The organism is Pseudomonas sp. GD03875, from assembly GCF_029840585.1.
Lineage (GTDB): Bacteria > Pseudomonadota > Gammaproteobacteria > Pseudomonadales > Pseudomonadaceae > Aquipseudomonas > Aquipseudomonas paralcaligenes.
In genome coordinates, this window is record NZ_JAOCCV010000001.1 from 220,634 (window position 1) to 236,001 (window position 15,368).

A 15,368-nucleotide genomic window follows, 5' to 3' on the forward strand; every position below is an offset into this window, starting at 1 on the left:
CATGCCGCACGCCGAGCTGCATAGACAGGCACAAGAAACAGCCATGCACTGGCAGGTCATCCTCTGGTCCGGCGAGGTGACGGAGCAGGAACAGCAGGCGTTTCATGCCTGGCTGCACGCCGATAGCGCACACCAGCACGCCTGGCAGGCACTCCAGCGCGCCTGCCGGCCGCTGAGCCAGGTGCCGGCGGCCATCGCCAGCCAGGCCCTGCGCAGTGCGCCAGCCAATCAGCAGCGGCGCAAGGTGCTGCTGGGCCTGGGCCTGCTGTGCGCCAGCCTGGCGAGCGCCCGGCTGATCCAGCAGACGCCGCAATGGCAGACCGCCCGCGCCGACTATCGCACCCGGCGTGGCGAAACCCGGCGCGTCAGCCTGCCTGACGGCACCCTGCTGACGCTGAATACCGACAGTGCGGTCGATCTGCACTTCTCCGCCAGCACCCGCACGCTCCAACTGCTCCAGGGCGAAGTGCTGATCAGCACCGCCGCCGACCCGGCCGCCACACCCCGCCCGTTCCGGGTCAGCACGCCCGCTGGCGACATCCGTCCGATCGGCACGCAGTTTTCGGTACGCCGCCTGGAAGACGAGCAAGGCAGCGTGCAGGTACAGGTATTCGCCGGGGCCGTCGAGATCAGCCCGCAGGCCGGCGTCAGCAGCCGTCTGGAGGCGGGCCAGCAGGCGCGCTTCGACCGACTGCGCACCACCCGCCCGCTGCCGGCCCAGCCCAGCAGTGCGGCCTGGGCCAGGGGCCTGCTGGTCGCCGAGCAACAGCGCCTGGGGGATTTCCTGGACGAATTGAGCCGCTACCGCCCCGGCGTGCTGCGCTACGCGCCGGAAATCGCCGAGCTGCCGGTATCCGGGGTTTATCCCCTGGCGGATACCGACGTCATCCTGCACGCGCTGGAGCAGGCGCTGCCCATCCGCGTCAGCCACATGACCCGCTACTGGATCAGCGTCGCCGCGCGCTGAGTGCCGAAAAACTTTCCAGCAGGCCGTAGCACTTTTTCGTTCTCGTGCGGGATTAGCCACAGAAGCCCGATTACTTCTGCCCTTCTGTAGCCCCTCACAAGGACACATCATGCCAACCCGCACAACGCAACCTCACGCGCCAGCGCTGCTACTACTCGGTTGCCTGGCTACCGCCATCACCGGCAGCTACGCACAGGCCCAGCCAGCCACGCAGAGCCTGCAACAGATGCAGTTCGCCATTCCCGCCGGCCGTCTGGACCAGGTACTCAACCAGTTCGCCGCCGCCACCGGCATCCTCCTGGCGGTGGATGGCAACCTGACCCGCGACCGGGTCAGCCAAGGGCTGCAAGGAACCCATAGCATCCACAGCGGGTTGGCGACGATTCTTGCCGACACCGGGCTGACCACCGAGCAAACCGGGCCAGCGCAGTATCGGCTGAGCCTGATTGCGGATGAGCTGACCACGCTGCCGGACACCTACATCGCCGCCAGCCAAATCAATGAAACGCCCCAGGGGCCGGTCGCCGGCTATATCGCCCAACGCAGCGCCAGCGCCACCAAGACCGACACCAGCCTGCTGCGCACCCCACAGGCGGTGACCGTGATCAGCGCGCAGCAGGCCCAGGCGCAGGGCGCGCACAGCCTCACCCAGTCGCTACGCTATGCCGCCGGGCTGTCGCCGGAAGTGCGCGGTTCCTCGACCCGCTACGACATCCCCTACATCCGGGGTTTCGGCTCCCCCAGCGATCCGATCATCTTCCAGGATGGCCTGCGCCTGCTGCGCGGCCCCGGTTATGCCATTCCCCAGGTAGAAGCCTGGGGCAGCGAACGCATCGAGCTGCTCCGGGGGCCGTCTTCGACCCTGTACGGCACCGCCATGCCCGGCGGGCTGGTCAACGCCGTATCCAAGCGCCCCACCGACTACGCGCGCGGCGAAGCGCAACTGCAGCTTGGCAGCCACGACCATTACCAGGCGGCACTGGACCTGTCCGGCCCAGCCAATGAAGAGGGCACGCTGCTCTATCGCCTGGTAACGCTCGGCAAGGTGGCCGACACCCAGGTGGTCAACAGCGAGGAAGAGCGCTACTACATCGCCCCGTCGCTGACGCTCAAGCCCAACGAGCGCACCCGCCTGACCCTGCTCAGCAGCTACCAGAAAGACCCGGAAGGCGGCTACTACGGCATCCTGCCGACCGTGGGCAGCCTGTGGAAAAGCCCGGCCGGGAAAATCCCTCGGGATTTCAACGACGGCGACCCGGCATTTTCCGAGTACGACCGCGAACAGTACGCACTGGGTTATGAATTCGAGTACGACCTCGACGACACCTGGAGCCTGCGCCATCACCTGCGCTACCTCAGGGCCGACGCGATCAGCAAGGACGTTGCCACCGCAGCCCTGGAGGCGGACAACCACACCATCCGCCGCTATGCGCTGGCGACGGACGAGTCGATAGCCGGCATCGTCTCGGACCTGCAACTGCAATCGCTATTCACCACCGGCACTCTGCAACACACGCTGCTGATGGGCTGGGAGCATCAGAACATCGACTCCGCGCAAAAGCGGCTTTACGGCAGCGCACCGTCCATCGACTACCTCAATCCGCGCTACGGCATTGCCACGGCGCTGAACCTCGGCCCGTTCATCGACCAGGACCAGGCCATCGAACAGAACGCAGTCTACGTGCAGGACCAACTGCAACTGGGCAACTGGGGCCTGCTGCTGGGCGGTCGCTACGATCGCGTACACACCGACACCGACGACAACCGCACTGCGGTCAGCCAGCGTCAGCGGGACAGCGCCTTCAGCGGCAAGCTGGGCCTGCTGTACAACTTCACCGAACAACTGGTGGCCTATGGCAGCTATGCCACCTCCTTCCTGCCGGTCAGCGGTACCGATCACCTGGGCAAGGCCCTGACGCCGACCACCTCCAAGCAGTACGAAGTGGGCCTGAAATTCCAGCCGGCCAGCTTCGACGGGCTGTTCACCCTCGCCTATTTTGACATCACCCAGCAGGACGTGGTCGCCACCGTCAACCCGCTCATGCGCTACCAGACCGGCGAGATACGCTCCAAGGGCATCGAACTGGAAGGCAAGGCCAGCCTCGACCAGCGCACCCAGCTCATCGCCGCCCTGAGCTATACCGATGCCAAGGTCAGCCAGAGCGTGGGCGTGGACAAAGGCGACTCGCCTATCGGCATTCCCGATCGCAGCGCTTCGCTGTGGCTGGATCATCGCCTCGCCCACCCCGCACTCGACGGCCTGACAATCGGCGCTGGCGTGCGCTACATCGGCGAGGCCGTCGGCGGTTACAGCCCAACGGCGTTCACCCCCGGCGCACGCCGCCTGGATGTGCCTGGCTATACCCTGCTCGACGCCATGGCCAGGTACGACTTCGGCGTCCTGGATGGCCGGCTCGACGGCATCAGCGTCCAGCTCAATGCCAACAACCTCGCCGACAAGACCTACGTCACCTGCCTGAGCAACAACTTCTGCAATTATGGCAACGGCAGGACGGTCTACGCCTCGCTGAACTACCAATGGTGAGCCTGAGCCCGGCCGCCAAGGGGCAATTGCACATCCTGCTGGCACTCAATGCGCTGTATGTGGGCTTCGGCATGATCATGGGCGTGGTCAACGGCGGCATGCCGACCATCATGCGCAGCCAGGGGCTGAGCCTGGCTTCGGCCGGCTGGCTGTACCTGCTGTTTCTGCCGTTCGGCCTGACCTTCCTGTGGGCACCGCTGATCGACCGTTTGCGCCGACGCAGCGGTGATATGAGCCTGATCGTGACGATGCAGTTGCTCGCCGTCGCCACCCTGCTGCTGGTGGCCGGCGCAGCCGAGCGGCCGCAGTGGCAGTTGTTCTGCCTGGGCATGCTCGCCTCGTTGGCGATCGCGACCATGGACCTGGCCCTGGATGCGCTGGCGGTGCAGCGGGTCGATGCCGCCTGGCGGCCAGCGGCCTCCGGCAGCAAGCTGGCGGCCCTGTCCTTCGGGGCCATGCTCGGTGGCGGCGTATTCGTCGCCCTGTTCGAGCGGGTCGGCTGGCAGACTGCGTTCGTCCTGCTGGCGGTCGTGCTGGCCGCCCTGCTCCTGCCGATCTGCCTGCTGCCACGCGCCCCCCAGGCACACGCCGCACAAGCGCGCCCGGCCAGCCTGCCCGCGCTGTTCCGCCAGCCAGCGGCGCGCCGGCGCATCGCCCTGCTGAGCCTGACCTGCTGCGTCATCTTTCCCCTGGCCGGCCTCGGCCGACTGATGCTGCTCGACCTGGGCGTCAGCATCGAGCGCATCGGCTGGATCATCGGCACCCTTGGCCCGCTCAGCATGCTGCTGGCGTCGCTGCTCGCCATCGCGCTGATGAAGCGCTGCGGCCTGTTAATCAGCATGCGCCTGTTCGTCGGCCTGGCGCTGCTGGCCCTGTGCGCCATCGGCACGGGGCTGACCCTGCACCAGCCGGCAGCGGCCATGCTCGGCACGCTGTTGCTCGGCGCGGGAGTTGGCGGCATCTACGTCACCCTCGCCAGCATGATTCTCGGCTGGTCATCCGGCAGCCAGCCGGCCACCGACTACGCCGCCTATTACGGCATCGGCCGCTTCGCCAGCACCCTGGCGACGATCGCGGCCGCCAACCTGATCGGCCATATCGGCTGGACGCCCTTCTACCTCGCCGGTGCCGCCGCCTTGCTGCTGGTCGCCGTGGCGCTGCAACCTCTTTACCTGGAGCACTGAACATGCCCGCGCAACCCGACCCGGACTTTTTCGACCTCACGGCCTGGCCCATGGCCTTCATCCGCTTTCCCGAGCTGCATGAACCCGAGCGGGTCGCCCGCCTGCTCGCCGGGCTGGATGGGCTGCTGGCCCGGCAACAGCCCTTCGTGGCGATCTGGAGCCTGCCCAGCCACGACCATGACGACGAACCCCACGCCGATGAAAAGGCCGCGATCCTGTGGATCAAAAAGCACAAGGTGCCGCTCAACCAGCTCTGCCAGGGCTACGTGTACATCACCGACGACAGCGCCCTGCAAACGCTGCTGAAAGAGCGCCTGCAGACGGTATCCAAAACCCTCTATCGCTTCCCCATGCGTGTGGTGGCAAACCGGCAGATGGCCATTGAAGTGGCCGGAAGCATGCTGGCAGGGCGCTGAAACGCCAGCGCAAGACCGTGATTCCACTGGATGTCGGGCAGCGCTCAGAACTTCAGGCTCAGCCGCGCCGCCAGGGCGTTGTCGCGGGCATCTTCGGCGTAGTGACCGGCGTAGGTCAGGCCCAGGTAGGCGTTCTCGCCCAGTTCGCGGTCCAGGCTCAGGTCCAGGCGCAGGCTGGCGCGCTCGAACTCGCGTCCCCGCACGCGCAGCGCCTCGCCCTCCTCGCTCCAGGCGCGGCTGGCGAGCCGGTCGCCGCCCAGGTCCTGACGCAGCGCCAGGCTGGCGCGGCCGACCCACTTGCCGCCCTGCGCGTACCAGGGCGCGGCCAGGCGCCAACCTAGAGTGAGATGGCCGCTCTCCTCGTCGGCGCCAGGCAGGCGCAGTCCGCGGGCCTGCTGCGCGGGGGCGTCGAGCCGGACGTAGGCCAGGCCGGCGAAGGGCTCCAGGGTAAAGTCGCGGAAGTCCAGGGCGAAGCTGCTCTCGCCGAACAGCTGCCAGCTGCGTGCCCGCTCGCCCCGCTCCAGCTCGTGCCAGCCGTGCAGCGCGCCGAGCTTGAAGCCGAGCTGGTTGTAGACCCGAGTGGCGGCGTACAGGCCCAGGTACGCGCTGTCGCTGTCCGAGTGGTCGTCGTCGACCTCCAGCCGGGCGCGGGCCACCGAGGCCAGCGCCCCGCCCATCCACTGCCCGCCCAGCGGACGATCCAGGCCCAGCACCAGCCCCTCGCCATCGCGGCGCAGGCCGCCGTCCCAGGAACCGCGGATACCGTAGGCCCGCGACCAGAGAGGCCACTCGCCTTCCTGCGCCTGCCTCTCGCGGAAGGCGAAGCGCACCTGCTGCAGACGGTCCAGCGCCGCCTCGCGCGGCAGGCGGCTGTCGTCCAGCAACAGGGCGCGCTGGTCGAGCAGCAACTCGCCGGCCAGCGCGCCCTGGCCGGTGAGTGTCAGAACCAGTGCGCCCAGAGTCGCCCGACGTGCCATGTCCGCCTCCCGATGAACTGGCGGGAGTCTATCAGGGGATCGCCTCGGCCGTGGTCACCGCCAGCCAGGGGCCGGGCGAGCGGCCGGCCAGCGCGCTCCAGTACCAGGCCGAGTGATCGCTGAAGCTGACCCCGGCGGCGTCCTCGATGTACTCGCAGACTCGCAGCGGGCCACCGGGTCCTTCGGCGACGAAGCAGCGTTGCAGCCCGGGCGTTGCCCTGCCGACGGGATCGACACGGCGTTGCAGCGCCTGGGCGCCGATGCGGTAGCCGAGCCCACGAAAGCAGTCCGCCGCCGGATGCAGCTTGCGAGTCGGCCGAGTGACGTGGCGCAGGCTGACCACGCGCTCGCCGTCGCTGAAGCGGCCGATGGCGCCGGGGAATTGCGCGGCGAAGCGCAGCTCGACCGGCGACAACGCCAGCGGGCGCAACTCGCGGCCTGCCAGGCGCTGCGGCCACTCGATGGCGCTGGCCAGGGCGCGCGGCGGTTCCGCCTCGGCCTGCAGCAGCGGCCAGCCGCCCAGGCCGACGAACACCAGCGCCAGCCCCGCCTGCCAGCGGCCCGGCACGGTCTCGATGGTCAGCCGTGCCGACGGCGATACGGGAATCCAATTGCCGGCGGTGACGATGCGCATCACCAGGGCGCAGACCACGACGAACACCAGCAGGCCGATGCCCTCGTGCATCCACCCCGGCCAGCCCAGGCGGCCGGTTTCCTGCAACACCAGCAGGCTGTTGCGCAGGATGTTGCCGACCAGCACCAGTGCGCCGAGCAAGGGGATGCGCCGCAACAGCAGGCGGTCCGGCAGGCGCAGCCAGGCGGCGCTGGCGAAGGCGGTGAAGTAGACGACCCAGGCCATCTGGATGCCGGAACAGGGGGCATCGACCATCACCAGCTGCCCGCCGACCTCCAGCGCGCTGCCCTGACGGGAAACGACCAGGCCGCCGCCGCGCAGCAGCCAAGCGCTGGCCTCGGCGGTGAGCAGACGCAGCGGATAGCCGAGGTAGAACTGCAGCGAGGACAACAGCGGCAGCGCCAGCAGGCCGAGGCCGAACCAGGCCAGGCGCGGTTGCCCGCTGCCGCGCAACGCCATGGCCACGCCCAGCACCGCCAGCACGCCCAGGGCGGCGCGGGGCAACGGCGGCCAGAAGCCCTGGCTCAGCGCCGCGAGGGCGGCCAGCGCGGCCCCCGCCAGCAGCCAGCCGGTACGTGGCGCCACGAGAAAGCCACGCCGCTCGCGCCACAGCACCAGCAGCAGCGCGCCCAGCGCGACGATGCCGTAGGGGTCGTCCGAGCCATCGCCCAGGCGCCGCGCGCTCCACGCCCACAGCGGCCACAGCGCCAGGGTCGCCAGCAGCAGCCAGCTCCAGCCCGGCAGGCCGCGCCGTGCCCGCTCATCAGCCACGGGCGCGGCGCCTCGCCATCCAGCCCATGCCCAGCGCGGCGACCAGCAGCATGGCCCAGGCCTCCGGCTCCGGCGTGCTCGGCACCGGCGCGCCGATCGCCTGGTTGCTCACGCCCTGGGGCAGCGGCAATGGCTGGGCGACCTTGGCCGCCTCGCCCGGCTGCGGGTTGCGCACCTGCTCGTCCACGGCGACGAACGAGGTGTAGGGCGTCAGCAGGCCGTACCTGAGGCCGAGGTCGAGGATCGCCTGGCTATGGACGTAGCCGCCCTCCAGGGTCTCCTGGTCGACCAGGCTGGCGACCCTGCGCCGCGCCCACAGGTGCGCCAGTGCCTGGCCGCCCTGCTGCACCTGCGCCGCCACGATGGGCACCTCGGCGTGGAACGGCTCGCCGCTGCCGTGGCCTTCCACCCGCAGGCTGCCCCGGGCCGGGCCGCGCCACTTGCCGAACACCGCCAGCGGACGCTCGGCGAACAGGTCGGGCAGCACCGCCGGTTCCACGTCGTATACCTCCAGGCCGTCGAAGCTCAGCTTCGGGCTGGCCAGCAACGGTGCCTCGATCATCCGCCGCAGGCGTTCGGCCTCCTGCGCCGCCGAAGCGGCGTCGAGCACCACGAACGGCTCGCCCTGGCCCGCGCGGGCCAGCCCCTCGATCAGCTGGCGGTTGACCGAGCTGCCGATGCCGAAGGCGAACAGGTTGGCCTTGTCCAGGTTCTCGCGCACCAGCCGGAAGGATTCGCGCTCCACCGTGACATAGCCGTCGGTGACTACCACGAAGCTGCGCGAGCGCTCGGCGTCCACCGGGATCGCCAGGGCCTGGCGCAGCGCCGGCAGCAGCTCGGTACCGCCGCTGCCCATCTGCGTGTCGAGCAGCGCCAGCGCCGTCTCGACGTTCTCCGCCGTGGCCGGCTGCGACTGCGGCGCCAGCATGCGGCTGCTGCCGGAGAACAGCAGGACGTTGAAGCTGTCCACCGGGCGCAGGCCGCCGATCAGGTTGCGCAGCAGCTGCTTGGCGGTGTCCAGCGGAAAGCCGTGCATCGACCCGGAGATGTCCACCACGAAGATGTACTCGCGCGGCACGATCAGGCTGGCGGGTGCGCGCCGGGGCGGCGCGACCAGGGCCAGGAAAAAGTTCTCCTCCTCGCCCTCGGCGAGCAGCACGCCGCTCTGGAAGCCCGCGCCGGACAGCCGGTAGTCGAGCACGAAGTCGCGATCATTGGCCGACCGGCCATCGTCGCCCAGGCCCAGGCGCAGACGGTTCGGCCCCAGGCGCTCGCTGCGCAGCGGGTGGCTGGGCGATGCGACGTCCTCCAGCGGGGTAGGCGCCGCCAGGTCGACGTCGAGCCGGAAAACACTGGCCGGCACCTGGCCATCGGCCAGGTAGGGCGTGGCGACCCACGGCTCGGCCTTGTGGCTCTCGCACCCCGGCCGGCCGTTGTAGCGCGGCCCTACCACGGTCGGGAAGACGAAGCGGTAGACGCCCTCCTCCGGCAGCAGCAGCTCGGTGTAGCGCAGCTCCACGTCCACCTCGTCGCCCGGCAGAATGTTGGCGACCTGCATCTGGTACACGTTCTCACGCTGCTGCTCCAGCAGCGCCGCGGTCTTGCCGGCGCTCCTGGCCTGCTGGTACTCCGCCCGCGCCTTCTGCTTCTCGCGGATCTGCGCGCGCAACTCGCGCTCGCCCAGGCGCACGGTCATGCCGTACACCGCCGCGCGGGTCGAGCCAGGGAACACGTAGCGCGCCTCCAGCGCCCGCTGGCCCTCATTGCGGTAGCGCTGCACCACCCGCACGTCGGCCATCACGCCGAGGATGCGCACCTGCACCTCGGTGGCCTTGAGCGGCAGGCTGTCGACGCCGGGGTCGCCACCCTCCACCGCGAAATAGGGGCTCTGGCTGTGCTCCTGCCGGGCCGCCACCAGGGTCGAACAGGCCAGCAGGAGCAGCCCCAGCACTGCCCGGCTGCAGAATGTGCGCAACATATCCATCTCCCACGAACGTTTGTCGATGGCGGGATGCTGCGGACGCGGCGTGGGAAAAGTTTGAAGATTGCGTGGACTTTGTGTGGAATGCAGCGACGCGGCCGCGAGGCCTTCACCACCCCGTCATCGGCCCGCGCCTGGGCGGACAGCATCCGGAGTCGCCGTTCATGCGCCCAGCCTTCAGTCTGCGCAGCCATTTCGCCCTGCTCATCGCCCTGCTGGTCACTCTGCTCAGCTGGCTGTTCGGCAGCCTGATCGGCAACGACTCGGGCAGCCGCATCCGCGAGGACGTGGGACGCGACCTGACGGAAGTCTCGCTGCAGATGATCGACCGCCTGGATCGCGACATGGCCAGCCGCGCCGCCTACCTGCAGGTGCTGGGCAGCCTGCAGGTGCTGCGCCAGCCGGACGACCCGGGGCAGATCCGCGCGCTGCTCGACCGCCTGCAGAAGGAAATCCCCAGCATCGCCTGGATCGGCTTCACCGACCCGATGGGCGTGGTCCTGGCCTCCAGCAACGGCATCCTCGAAGGCGTCAGCCTGGCCCAGCGCCCCGTCTACATCCGCGGCTACAAGGAGCTGTTCATCGGCGACGTGCACGAGGCGGTGCTGCTGGCCAAGCTGCTGCCCAACCCGAGCGGCGAGGCGATGAAGTTCGTCGACATCAGCCTGCCGGTGTACGGCCCGGACGACCGGCTGGCCGGCGTGCTGGCCTCGCACCTGTCATGGGCCTGGGCCGACGAGGTGCGCCAGTCGCTGCTGGAGCCGATCCAGCGGCGGCGCAACGTCGAGTTCCTGATCCTCGGCAGCGACCACACCGTGCTGCTCGGGCCCAAGCCGATGATCGGCCAGAAGCTGGACCTGGCCGAACTGCGCCGCCCGCTCGACCCGTCCGGCCAGTGGGCCGTGCAGCGCTGGCCGGACGGCGAGGACTACCTGACCGGCTTCGCCGCCAGCCAGGGCTACCAGGACTACGCGGGCCTGGGCTGGATCGTGGTGGCGCGCCAGGCGCTGGACGAGGCCTACGCCCCGGCGCACGAGATCGGCCAGCGCATCGTGCTGTGGGGCGTTGCCCTGGCGCTGCTGTTCGCCGCCATCGGCTGGCTGACGGCCGGCTACTTCACCCGCCCGCTGCGACAGATCGCCAGGGCCGCCGACCGACTCAGCGCCGGACGGATCGCCGTGATTCCCGACCTCGACAGCCCGCGCGAGATCGCCATGCTCAGCCAATCGATCCGCCAGCTGGTGGAAAGCCTGAGCCGCCAGCAGAACGCCCTGGGCCTGATGGAGAACAAGGCCTACAGCGACCCGCTGACCGGCCTGGCCAACCGCGCCGCGCTGGAGAATTTCCTGCGCCAGGCCAGGAGCCACGAGCGCGGCCTGGCCCTGCTCTACATCGACCTGGACGGTTTCAAGCCGGTCAACGACCAGTTCGGCCACGCCGCCGGCGACCAGTTGCTCAAGCACGTGGCCGTGCGCCTGCGCGGCTGCCTGCGCGAGGGCGATCTGGTCGCGCGCCTGGGCGGCGACGAATTCGTGATGGTGCTGCGGGTGGCGGAAGGCGATGCGCTGGAACAGGCGCGGGAGGTGGCGGAACGGGTGCTGCACGGCCTGCGCCAGTCAGTGCTGATCGACGGCCACGAAGTGCGCATCGGCTGCAGCATCGGCGGCGCGTTGTGGCCACGGGACCACGAGGTGCTGGAAGGTGCCCTGGAGCTGGCCGACCAGGCGCTGTACCGGGCCAAGCAGGCCGGGCGCAATCGCGCGGAGTTCCAGGCCGAAGCCCGGAACCCCGGCGGCGAGGTCAGCTGACCAGTTCGCGGCGGACCTGGGCCTCCAGTTCGGCCTTGAGCGAGGGTTCCAGCTTGAGCTGGCGGGCCAGTTCTTCCAGGTAGGCGCGCTCCATGAAGTGCTCCTCGTCCACCATCAGCACGCTGGCGATGTACATCTCCGCGGCGATTTCCGGCGTGCTGGCGGCGCGCGCCACCTCGCCCGGATCGAGCGGCTTGTTCAGTTCCGCTTCCAACCAGCGGACCAGTTCGGGGTCGCCCGCCAGCGCGCCGATCTGCTCCTCGATCAGCTGGCGTTCGCGGGCATCCACGTGGCCATCGGCCTTGGCCGCCGCCACCAGCGCCTTGAGGATGGCCTGGCTGTGCACCTCGGCCTGGGGCGCCGGCAGGCGGTCGACGGTCTGCGGCTCGACGAGCGGCTGTGCGCCGCCCTGCTGCTGGGCCTGCCAGTTGCCGTAGGCCTTGTAGGCGATCACCCCGAGGGCCGCCAGGCCGCCGTAGGTCAGGGCCTTGCTGCCCAGCTTGCGCGCGCTCTTGTTGCCCAGCAGCATGCCCAGGGCGCCCGCCGCCAGCGCGCCGCCACCGGCGCCCTTGAGCAGGCTGCCGAGGTCGCCGCCGCCCGCCTTGCCGGCGCCGGTCACGCTGCCGAGCAGGCCGCCCAGGCCAGCGGACGACGAGGAACCGGATTTCTGCTGTAGCAGGTCCTGGCCGGACTTGAGCAATTGGTCGAGCAATCCACGAGTGTTCATCTGGGCCCTCCTTCAGGGGTAGCCGTTCCATGAGGTCGGTCGATTCTAATCGCCGGCATCGCCGCCCGGCTCGCGGCGCAGTGCTTCCAGATATTGCCGCGCGCAACCGGCCGGATGCCTCCGGCGGAGCGTGATCCAGTTCGGGAATCCGCACGACGGTGGCCCGCCATCGCCCTAAACGGTGGGACGGGTCACATCCGCGCCGACGGCGATCTTTCAGGATCGCCCGGACCCCGCCACCCCGGCGGCCGGAGCCGCCGCCCATGTCCCACTTCCCGCCCCGCCCTTCCCCGCGTCGCCGGCTGCTCGGCCTGCTAGGGCTCGCGCTCACCCTGTGCGGGACGCCCGCCGACGCCGCCGACGCGCTGGCGGACGCCCTCGCCGCCGGCCGCCTGCAGGCCTGGCAGCAGTTGCTGGAACAGGGTGGCGACGACGAGCGCGCCCTGCTGGAGCGGGTCAACCGCTTCGTCAACCGCAGCGTGCAGCACGGGGAGGACCAGGACATCTGGGGCCAGGCCGACTACTGGGCCACCCCGCAGGAGACCCTGGGTCGCGGGCGTGGCGACTGCGAGGACATCGCCATCGCCAAGTACTTCGGCCTGGTCCGCCTGGGCGTGCCCAGCGAGCGCCTGCGCCTGACCTTCGTCAAGTCGCTGGAGCAGCAGCGCGCCCACATGGTGCTGGCCTACTACGACAACGAGCGCGCCGAGCCGCTGATCCTCGACAACCTGCGCGCGCAGATCCTGCCTGCCAGCCAGCGCGGCGACCTGCTGCCGGTCTACGCCTTCAACAACCACGGCATCTTCCTCGGCAGCGCGCCGCAGCGCAGGTCGAAGCAGACGCCCCAATTGCTGTCGCGCTGGCAGGACGTCAACGCGAGGACGCTGGCCGAGGCCGGCGCGCCCGCCGATCTAGTGATCTAGCGTGGAGACAGGTGCGCCACCATCAGCTGGACGCTTTCGCGTCCCTGGTACTCGTTGACGTCCAGCTTGTAGGCCAGCTCTACCCAGCGCACGTTGGGGTTGGGCCATACCTCGCGGTCGATGTTGAAGGCGATGCCGTCCAGGGTCTGGCCGCCGCATTCGGTCTTCACCACCAGTTTGAGGTGCTTCTCGCCCACCACCCGCTGGGTGACGATCTGGAACACGCCGTGGAACAGCGGCTCGGGGAAGTGCTGGCCCCAGGGGCCGGCATGGCGCAGGGCCTTGGCCAGCTCCAGGTGGAATTCCTCGATGCCCAGCTGGCCGTCGGACAGCAGGCGGCCGGTGAGGTCGTCCTCGGTCAGCTGGCGGCGCACTTCCGCATCGAAGGCGCTGGCGAAGGCGCCGTAGTGGCCCTGGGGCAGCGACAGGCCGGCGGCCATGGCGTGACCGCCGAACTTGCTGATCAGCCCGGGGTGGCGCGCCGCCACGGCGTCCAGCGCGTCGCGGATGTGCAGGCCGGGCACCGAGCGGGCCGAGCCCTTGAGCAGGCCGTCGCCGGCGTCGGCGAAAGCGATGGCCGGACGGTGGTAGCGCTCCTTCAGGCGCGAGGCGAGGATGCCGATCACCCCCTGGTGCCAGTCCGGCTCGAACAGGCAGAGGCCGAACGGCAGGCTCTCCACCGGCAGGTCGCGGAGCTGAGCCAGGGCCTCGCGCTGCATGCCCTGCTCGATGGCCTTGCGGTCCTTGTTCAGGTCGTCCAGCTGCTGGGCCATGTCGCGTACCAGGGCCTCGTCCTCGCACAGCAGGCACTCGATGCCCAGACTCATGTCGTCCAGGCGCCCCGCCGCGTTCAGGCGCGGGCCGAGGATGAAGCCGAGGTCGGTGGAGCTGATCCGCCCATGCTGGCGCCCGGCCACTTCCAGAATCGCCCGCAGCCCCGGCCTGGCCCGGCCGGCGCGGATGCGCGCCAGGCCCTGGTGGACCAGGATGCGGTTGTTGGCGTCCAGCGGCACCACATCGGCCACGCTGCCCAGGGCGACCAGGTCGAGCAGCTCGCCCAGGTTGGGCTCGGCGATGCCCGCACGGGCGAACCAGTCGACCTCGCGCAGCCGCGCGCGCAGGGCCAGCAGCACATAGAAGATCACCCCGACCCCGGCCAGCGACTTGCTGGGGAAGTCGCAGCCCGGCTGGTTGGGGTTGACGATGGCGTCGGCCGCCGGCAGTTCCGGCCCCGGCAGGTGATGGTCGGTGACCAGCACCCGCAGCCCGGCGGCCTTGGCCGCGGCCACGCCGTCGACACTGGAGATGCCGTTGTCCACCGTCACCAGCAGGTCCGGTTGGCGCTGCAGGGCCACGGCGACGATTTCCGGGGTCAGACCGTAGCCGTACTCGAAACGGTTCGGCACCAGGTAGTCGACGTGGGCCGCGCCGAGCATGCGCATGCCTAGCACGCCCACCGAGCTGGCGGTGGCGCCGTCGGCGTCGAAGTCGCCGACGAAGAGGATGCGCTCGCGCCGCTCCAGAGCCTGCACCAGCAGCTCCACCGCCGCGTCGATGCCCTTCAGCCGCTGGTACGGGATCAGCCGCGCCAGGCCCTTGTCCAGTTCCTCGGCGGAGCGCACGCCGCGGGCCGCGTAGAGACGGGTCAGCAGGGGCGGCAGGTTGCCCAGGTCAGGCAGGGTGTCGGGTAGCGGGCGGAGATCGATGCGCATGAAAGAAGAAGCCTGTTGATTCGTAGGACCACTCCCTCTCCCCTTGGGAGAGGGTTGGGGTGAGGGTATTGCGGGCGGCTCGGAGCTGCCGAGTGGCCCCTCACCCCCGGCCCCTCTCCCAGGGGGAGAGGGGAGGACTCAGCGCTCGCCGGCCAGCCACTCCAGGGGAATCTCGTGCTGGCCGCGCTCGTCAGTGACGTACAGCAGGCCGTCGCTGATCATCACGCTCCAGCTGAGCGAGCGTGGCAGGTCGCGGGCCAGGTTTTCCAGGGCCTCCTGGTCCACGCCGACCACGTTGATGTTCCTCAGGCCGCGCACGCCGTCGAGCACCTTGCTCTGCCACACCCGCAGGTTGCCGTAGGCCATCAGGCTGAACTTCTCGGTGCGCCGGGAACACCAGGTGATGCGCTCGGCGTCCGGCTGGCCGACCTCGATCCAGTGCAGCACGCGGTCGTCCAGGCTCTTCTCCCACAGCGCCGGCTCGTCGACGTCGGACAGGCCGCGACCGAAGGCCAGTTGCTCGTGGTACCACAGGGCGTAGGCGATCAGCCGAACAGCCAGGCGCTCCTCGGTCTCCGAGGGATGCCTGGCGACGGTGAAGCGCAGGTTCTCGTAGACGTTGCGGTCGAGGTCGGTGAGGTTGAGTTCGACTTTGTAGGGCGTGGCTTGCAGGGCCATGGGCAGGCTTCCGGCGACTCGAAAAGGCGGCAAGTCTACCCGATT

Annotated in this window: 12 protein-coding genes; 6 read left to right on the plus strand and 6 right to left on the minus strand. The window is 69.7% G+C overall.

Annotated features, from left to right (window positions below; genetic code table 11):
• The first annotated feature begins 43 nt into the window (after window positions 1–43).
• The 4 genes from N5D30_RS01040 to N5D30_RS01055 all read left to right on the plus strand — a co-directional run bounded on the left by N5D30_RS01040 (window position 44) and on the right by N5D30_RS01055 (window position 5,112).
• Window positions 44–967 carry a FecR domain-containing protein gene (locus N5D30_RS01040; protein ID WP_279907275.1) on the plus strand — a complete coding sequence of 308 codons (924 nt, stop codon included), beginning with the start codon at window positions 44–46 and terminating at the stop codon, window positions 965–967.
• A 109-nt stretch (window positions 968–1,076) separates the two neighbouring features.
• Window positions 1,077–3,512, plus strand: a complete 2,436-nt coding sequence (locus N5D30_RS01045) for a TonB-dependent siderophore receptor (protein ID WP_279907276.1) — start codon at window positions 1,077–1,079, stop codon at window positions 3,510–3,512.
• Window positions 3,506–4,696 carry an MFS transporter gene (locus N5D30_RS01050; protein WP_279907277.1) on the plus strand — a complete coding sequence of 397 codons (1,191 nt, stop codon included), beginning with the start codon at window positions 3,506–3,508 and terminating at the stop codon, window positions 4,694–4,696. The genes N5D30_RS01045 and N5D30_RS01050 overlap by 7 nt, the downstream gene beginning before the upstream one ends.
• Window positions 4,697–4,698: 2 nt before the next feature.
• On the plus strand, window positions 4,699–5,112 hold the full coding sequence (locus N5D30_RS01055) for a hypothetical protein (protein ID WP_279907278.1): 414 nt from the start codon (window positions 4,699–4,701) through the stop codon (window positions 5,110–5,112).
• A gap of 44 nt (window positions 5,113–5,156) precedes the next feature.
• On the opposite strand, the gene N5D30_RS01060 is transcribed toward N5D30_RS01055, so the two are convergent.
• From N5D30_RS01060 to N5D30_RS01070, 3 genes are read right to left on the minus strand one after another with little or no spacing between them, the layout of a single operon-like run.
• Window positions 5,157–6,089, minus strand: a complete 933-nt coding sequence (locus tag N5D30_RS01060) for an autotransporter outer membrane beta-barrel domain-containing protein (protein ID WP_279907279.1) — start codon at window positions 6,087–6,089, stop codon at window positions 5,157–5,159.
• A gap of 31 nt (window positions 6,090–6,120) precedes the next feature.
• Window positions 6,121–7,494, minus strand: a complete 1,374-nt coding sequence (gene xrtQ / locus N5D30_RS01065; protein WP_279907280.1) for an exosortase Q — start codon at window positions 7,492–7,494, stop codon at window positions 6,121–6,123.
• Complete coding sequence (locus N5D30_RS01070; RefSeq protein WP_279907281.1) at window positions 7,487–9,472, minus strand: VIT domain-containing protein; 1,986 nt, start codon at window positions 9,470–9,472, stop codon at window positions 7,487–7,489. The genes xrtQ and N5D30_RS01070 overlap by 8 nt, the downstream gene beginning before the upstream one ends.
• Window positions 9,473–9,639: 167 nt before the next feature.
• Here N5D30_RS01070 and N5D30_RS01075 point away from each other — a divergent pair, with 167 nt between their 5' ends.
• Window positions 9,640–11,283: a sensor domain-containing diguanylate cyclase gene (locus tag N5D30_RS01075; RefSeq protein ID WP_279907282.1), complete on the plus strand. Its 1,644-nt coding sequence runs from the start codon at window positions 9,640–9,642 to the stop codon at window positions 11,281–11,283.
• Here N5D30_RS01075 and N5D30_RS01080 read toward each other — a convergent pair.
• Window positions 11,276–12,010, minus strand: a complete 735-nt coding sequence (locus tag N5D30_RS01080; RefSeq protein WP_279907283.1) for a tellurite resistance TerB family protein — start codon at window positions 12,008–12,010, stop codon at window positions 11,276–11,278. The genes N5D30_RS01075 and N5D30_RS01080 overlap by 8 nt on opposite strands.
• Window positions 12,011–12,273: 263 nt before the next feature.
• Here N5D30_RS01080 and N5D30_RS01085 point away from each other — a divergent pair, with 263 nt between their 5' ends.
• Window positions 12,274–12,933, plus strand: coding sequence for a transglutaminase-like cysteine peptidase (locus tag N5D30_RS01085; RefSeq protein ID WP_279907284.1), 660 nt, complete (start codon window positions 12,274–12,276; stop codon window positions 12,931–12,933).
• Here N5D30_RS01085 and recJ read toward each other — a convergent pair.
• Both recJ and N5D30_RS01095 read right to left on the minus strand, forming a co-directional pair.
• Entirely contained in the window at window positions 12,930–14,645 is a 1,716-nt protein-coding gene (gene recJ / locus N5D30_RS01090) for a single-stranded-DNA-specific exonuclease RecJ (protein WP_279907285.1), read from the minus strand. The genes N5D30_RS01085 and recJ overlap by 4 nt on opposite strands.
• A 138-nt stretch (window positions 14,646–14,783) precedes the next feature.
• The gene (locus tag N5D30_RS01095; protein ID WP_279907286.1) at window positions 14,784–15,323 is read right to left on the minus strand and encodes a YaeQ family protein; all 540 of its coding nucleotides are present in this window, start codon (window positions 15,321–15,323) and stop codon (window positions 14,784–14,786) included.
• Window positions 15,324–15,368 lie beyond the last annotated feature (45 nt).

Coding starts and splice junctions, on each gene's coding strand:
- recJ (WP_279907285.1), bottom strand. CDS start 14,645: ATGCGCATCGATCTCCGCCCGCTACCCGACACCCTGCCTGACCTGGGC.
- N5D30_RS01085 (WP_279907284.1), top strand. CDS start 12,274: ATGTCCCACTTCCCGCCCCGCCCTTCCCCGCGTCGCCGGCTGCTCGGC.
- N5D30_RS01045 (WP_279907276.1), top strand. CDS start 1,077: ATGCCAACCCGCACAACGCAACCTCACGCGCCAGCGCTGCTACTACTC.
- N5D30_RS01050 (WP_279907277.1), top strand. CDS start 3,506: ATGGTGAGCCTGAGCCCGGCCGCCAAGGGGCAATTGCACATCCTGCTG.
- N5D30_RS01075 (WP_279907282.1), top strand. CDS start 9,640: ATGCGCCCAGCCTTCAGTCTGCGCAGCCATTTCGCCCTGCTCATCGCC.
- N5D30_RS01080 (WP_279907283.1), bottom strand. CDS start 12,010: ATGAACACTCGTGGATTGCTCGACCAATTGCTCAAGTCCGGCCAGGAC.
- N5D30_RS01095 (WP_279907286.1), bottom strand. CDS start 15,323: ATGGCCCTGCAAGCCACGCCCTACAAAGTCGAACTCAACCTCACCGAC.
- N5D30_RS01060 (WP_279907279.1), bottom strand. CDS start 6,089: ATGGCACGTCGGGCGACTCTGGGCGCACTGGTTCTGACACTCACCGGC.
- N5D30_RS01055 (WP_279907278.1), top strand. CDS start 4,699: ATGCCCGCGCAACCCGACCCGGACTTTTTCGACCTCACGGCCTGGCCC.
- N5D30_RS01040 (WP_279907275.1), top strand. CDS start 44: ATGCACTGGCAGGTCATCCTCTGGTCCGGCGAGGTGACGGAGCAGGAA.
- N5D30_RS01070 (WP_279907281.1), bottom strand. CDS start 9,472: ATGTTGCGCACATTCTGCAGCCGGGCAGTGCTGGGGCTGCTCCTGCTG.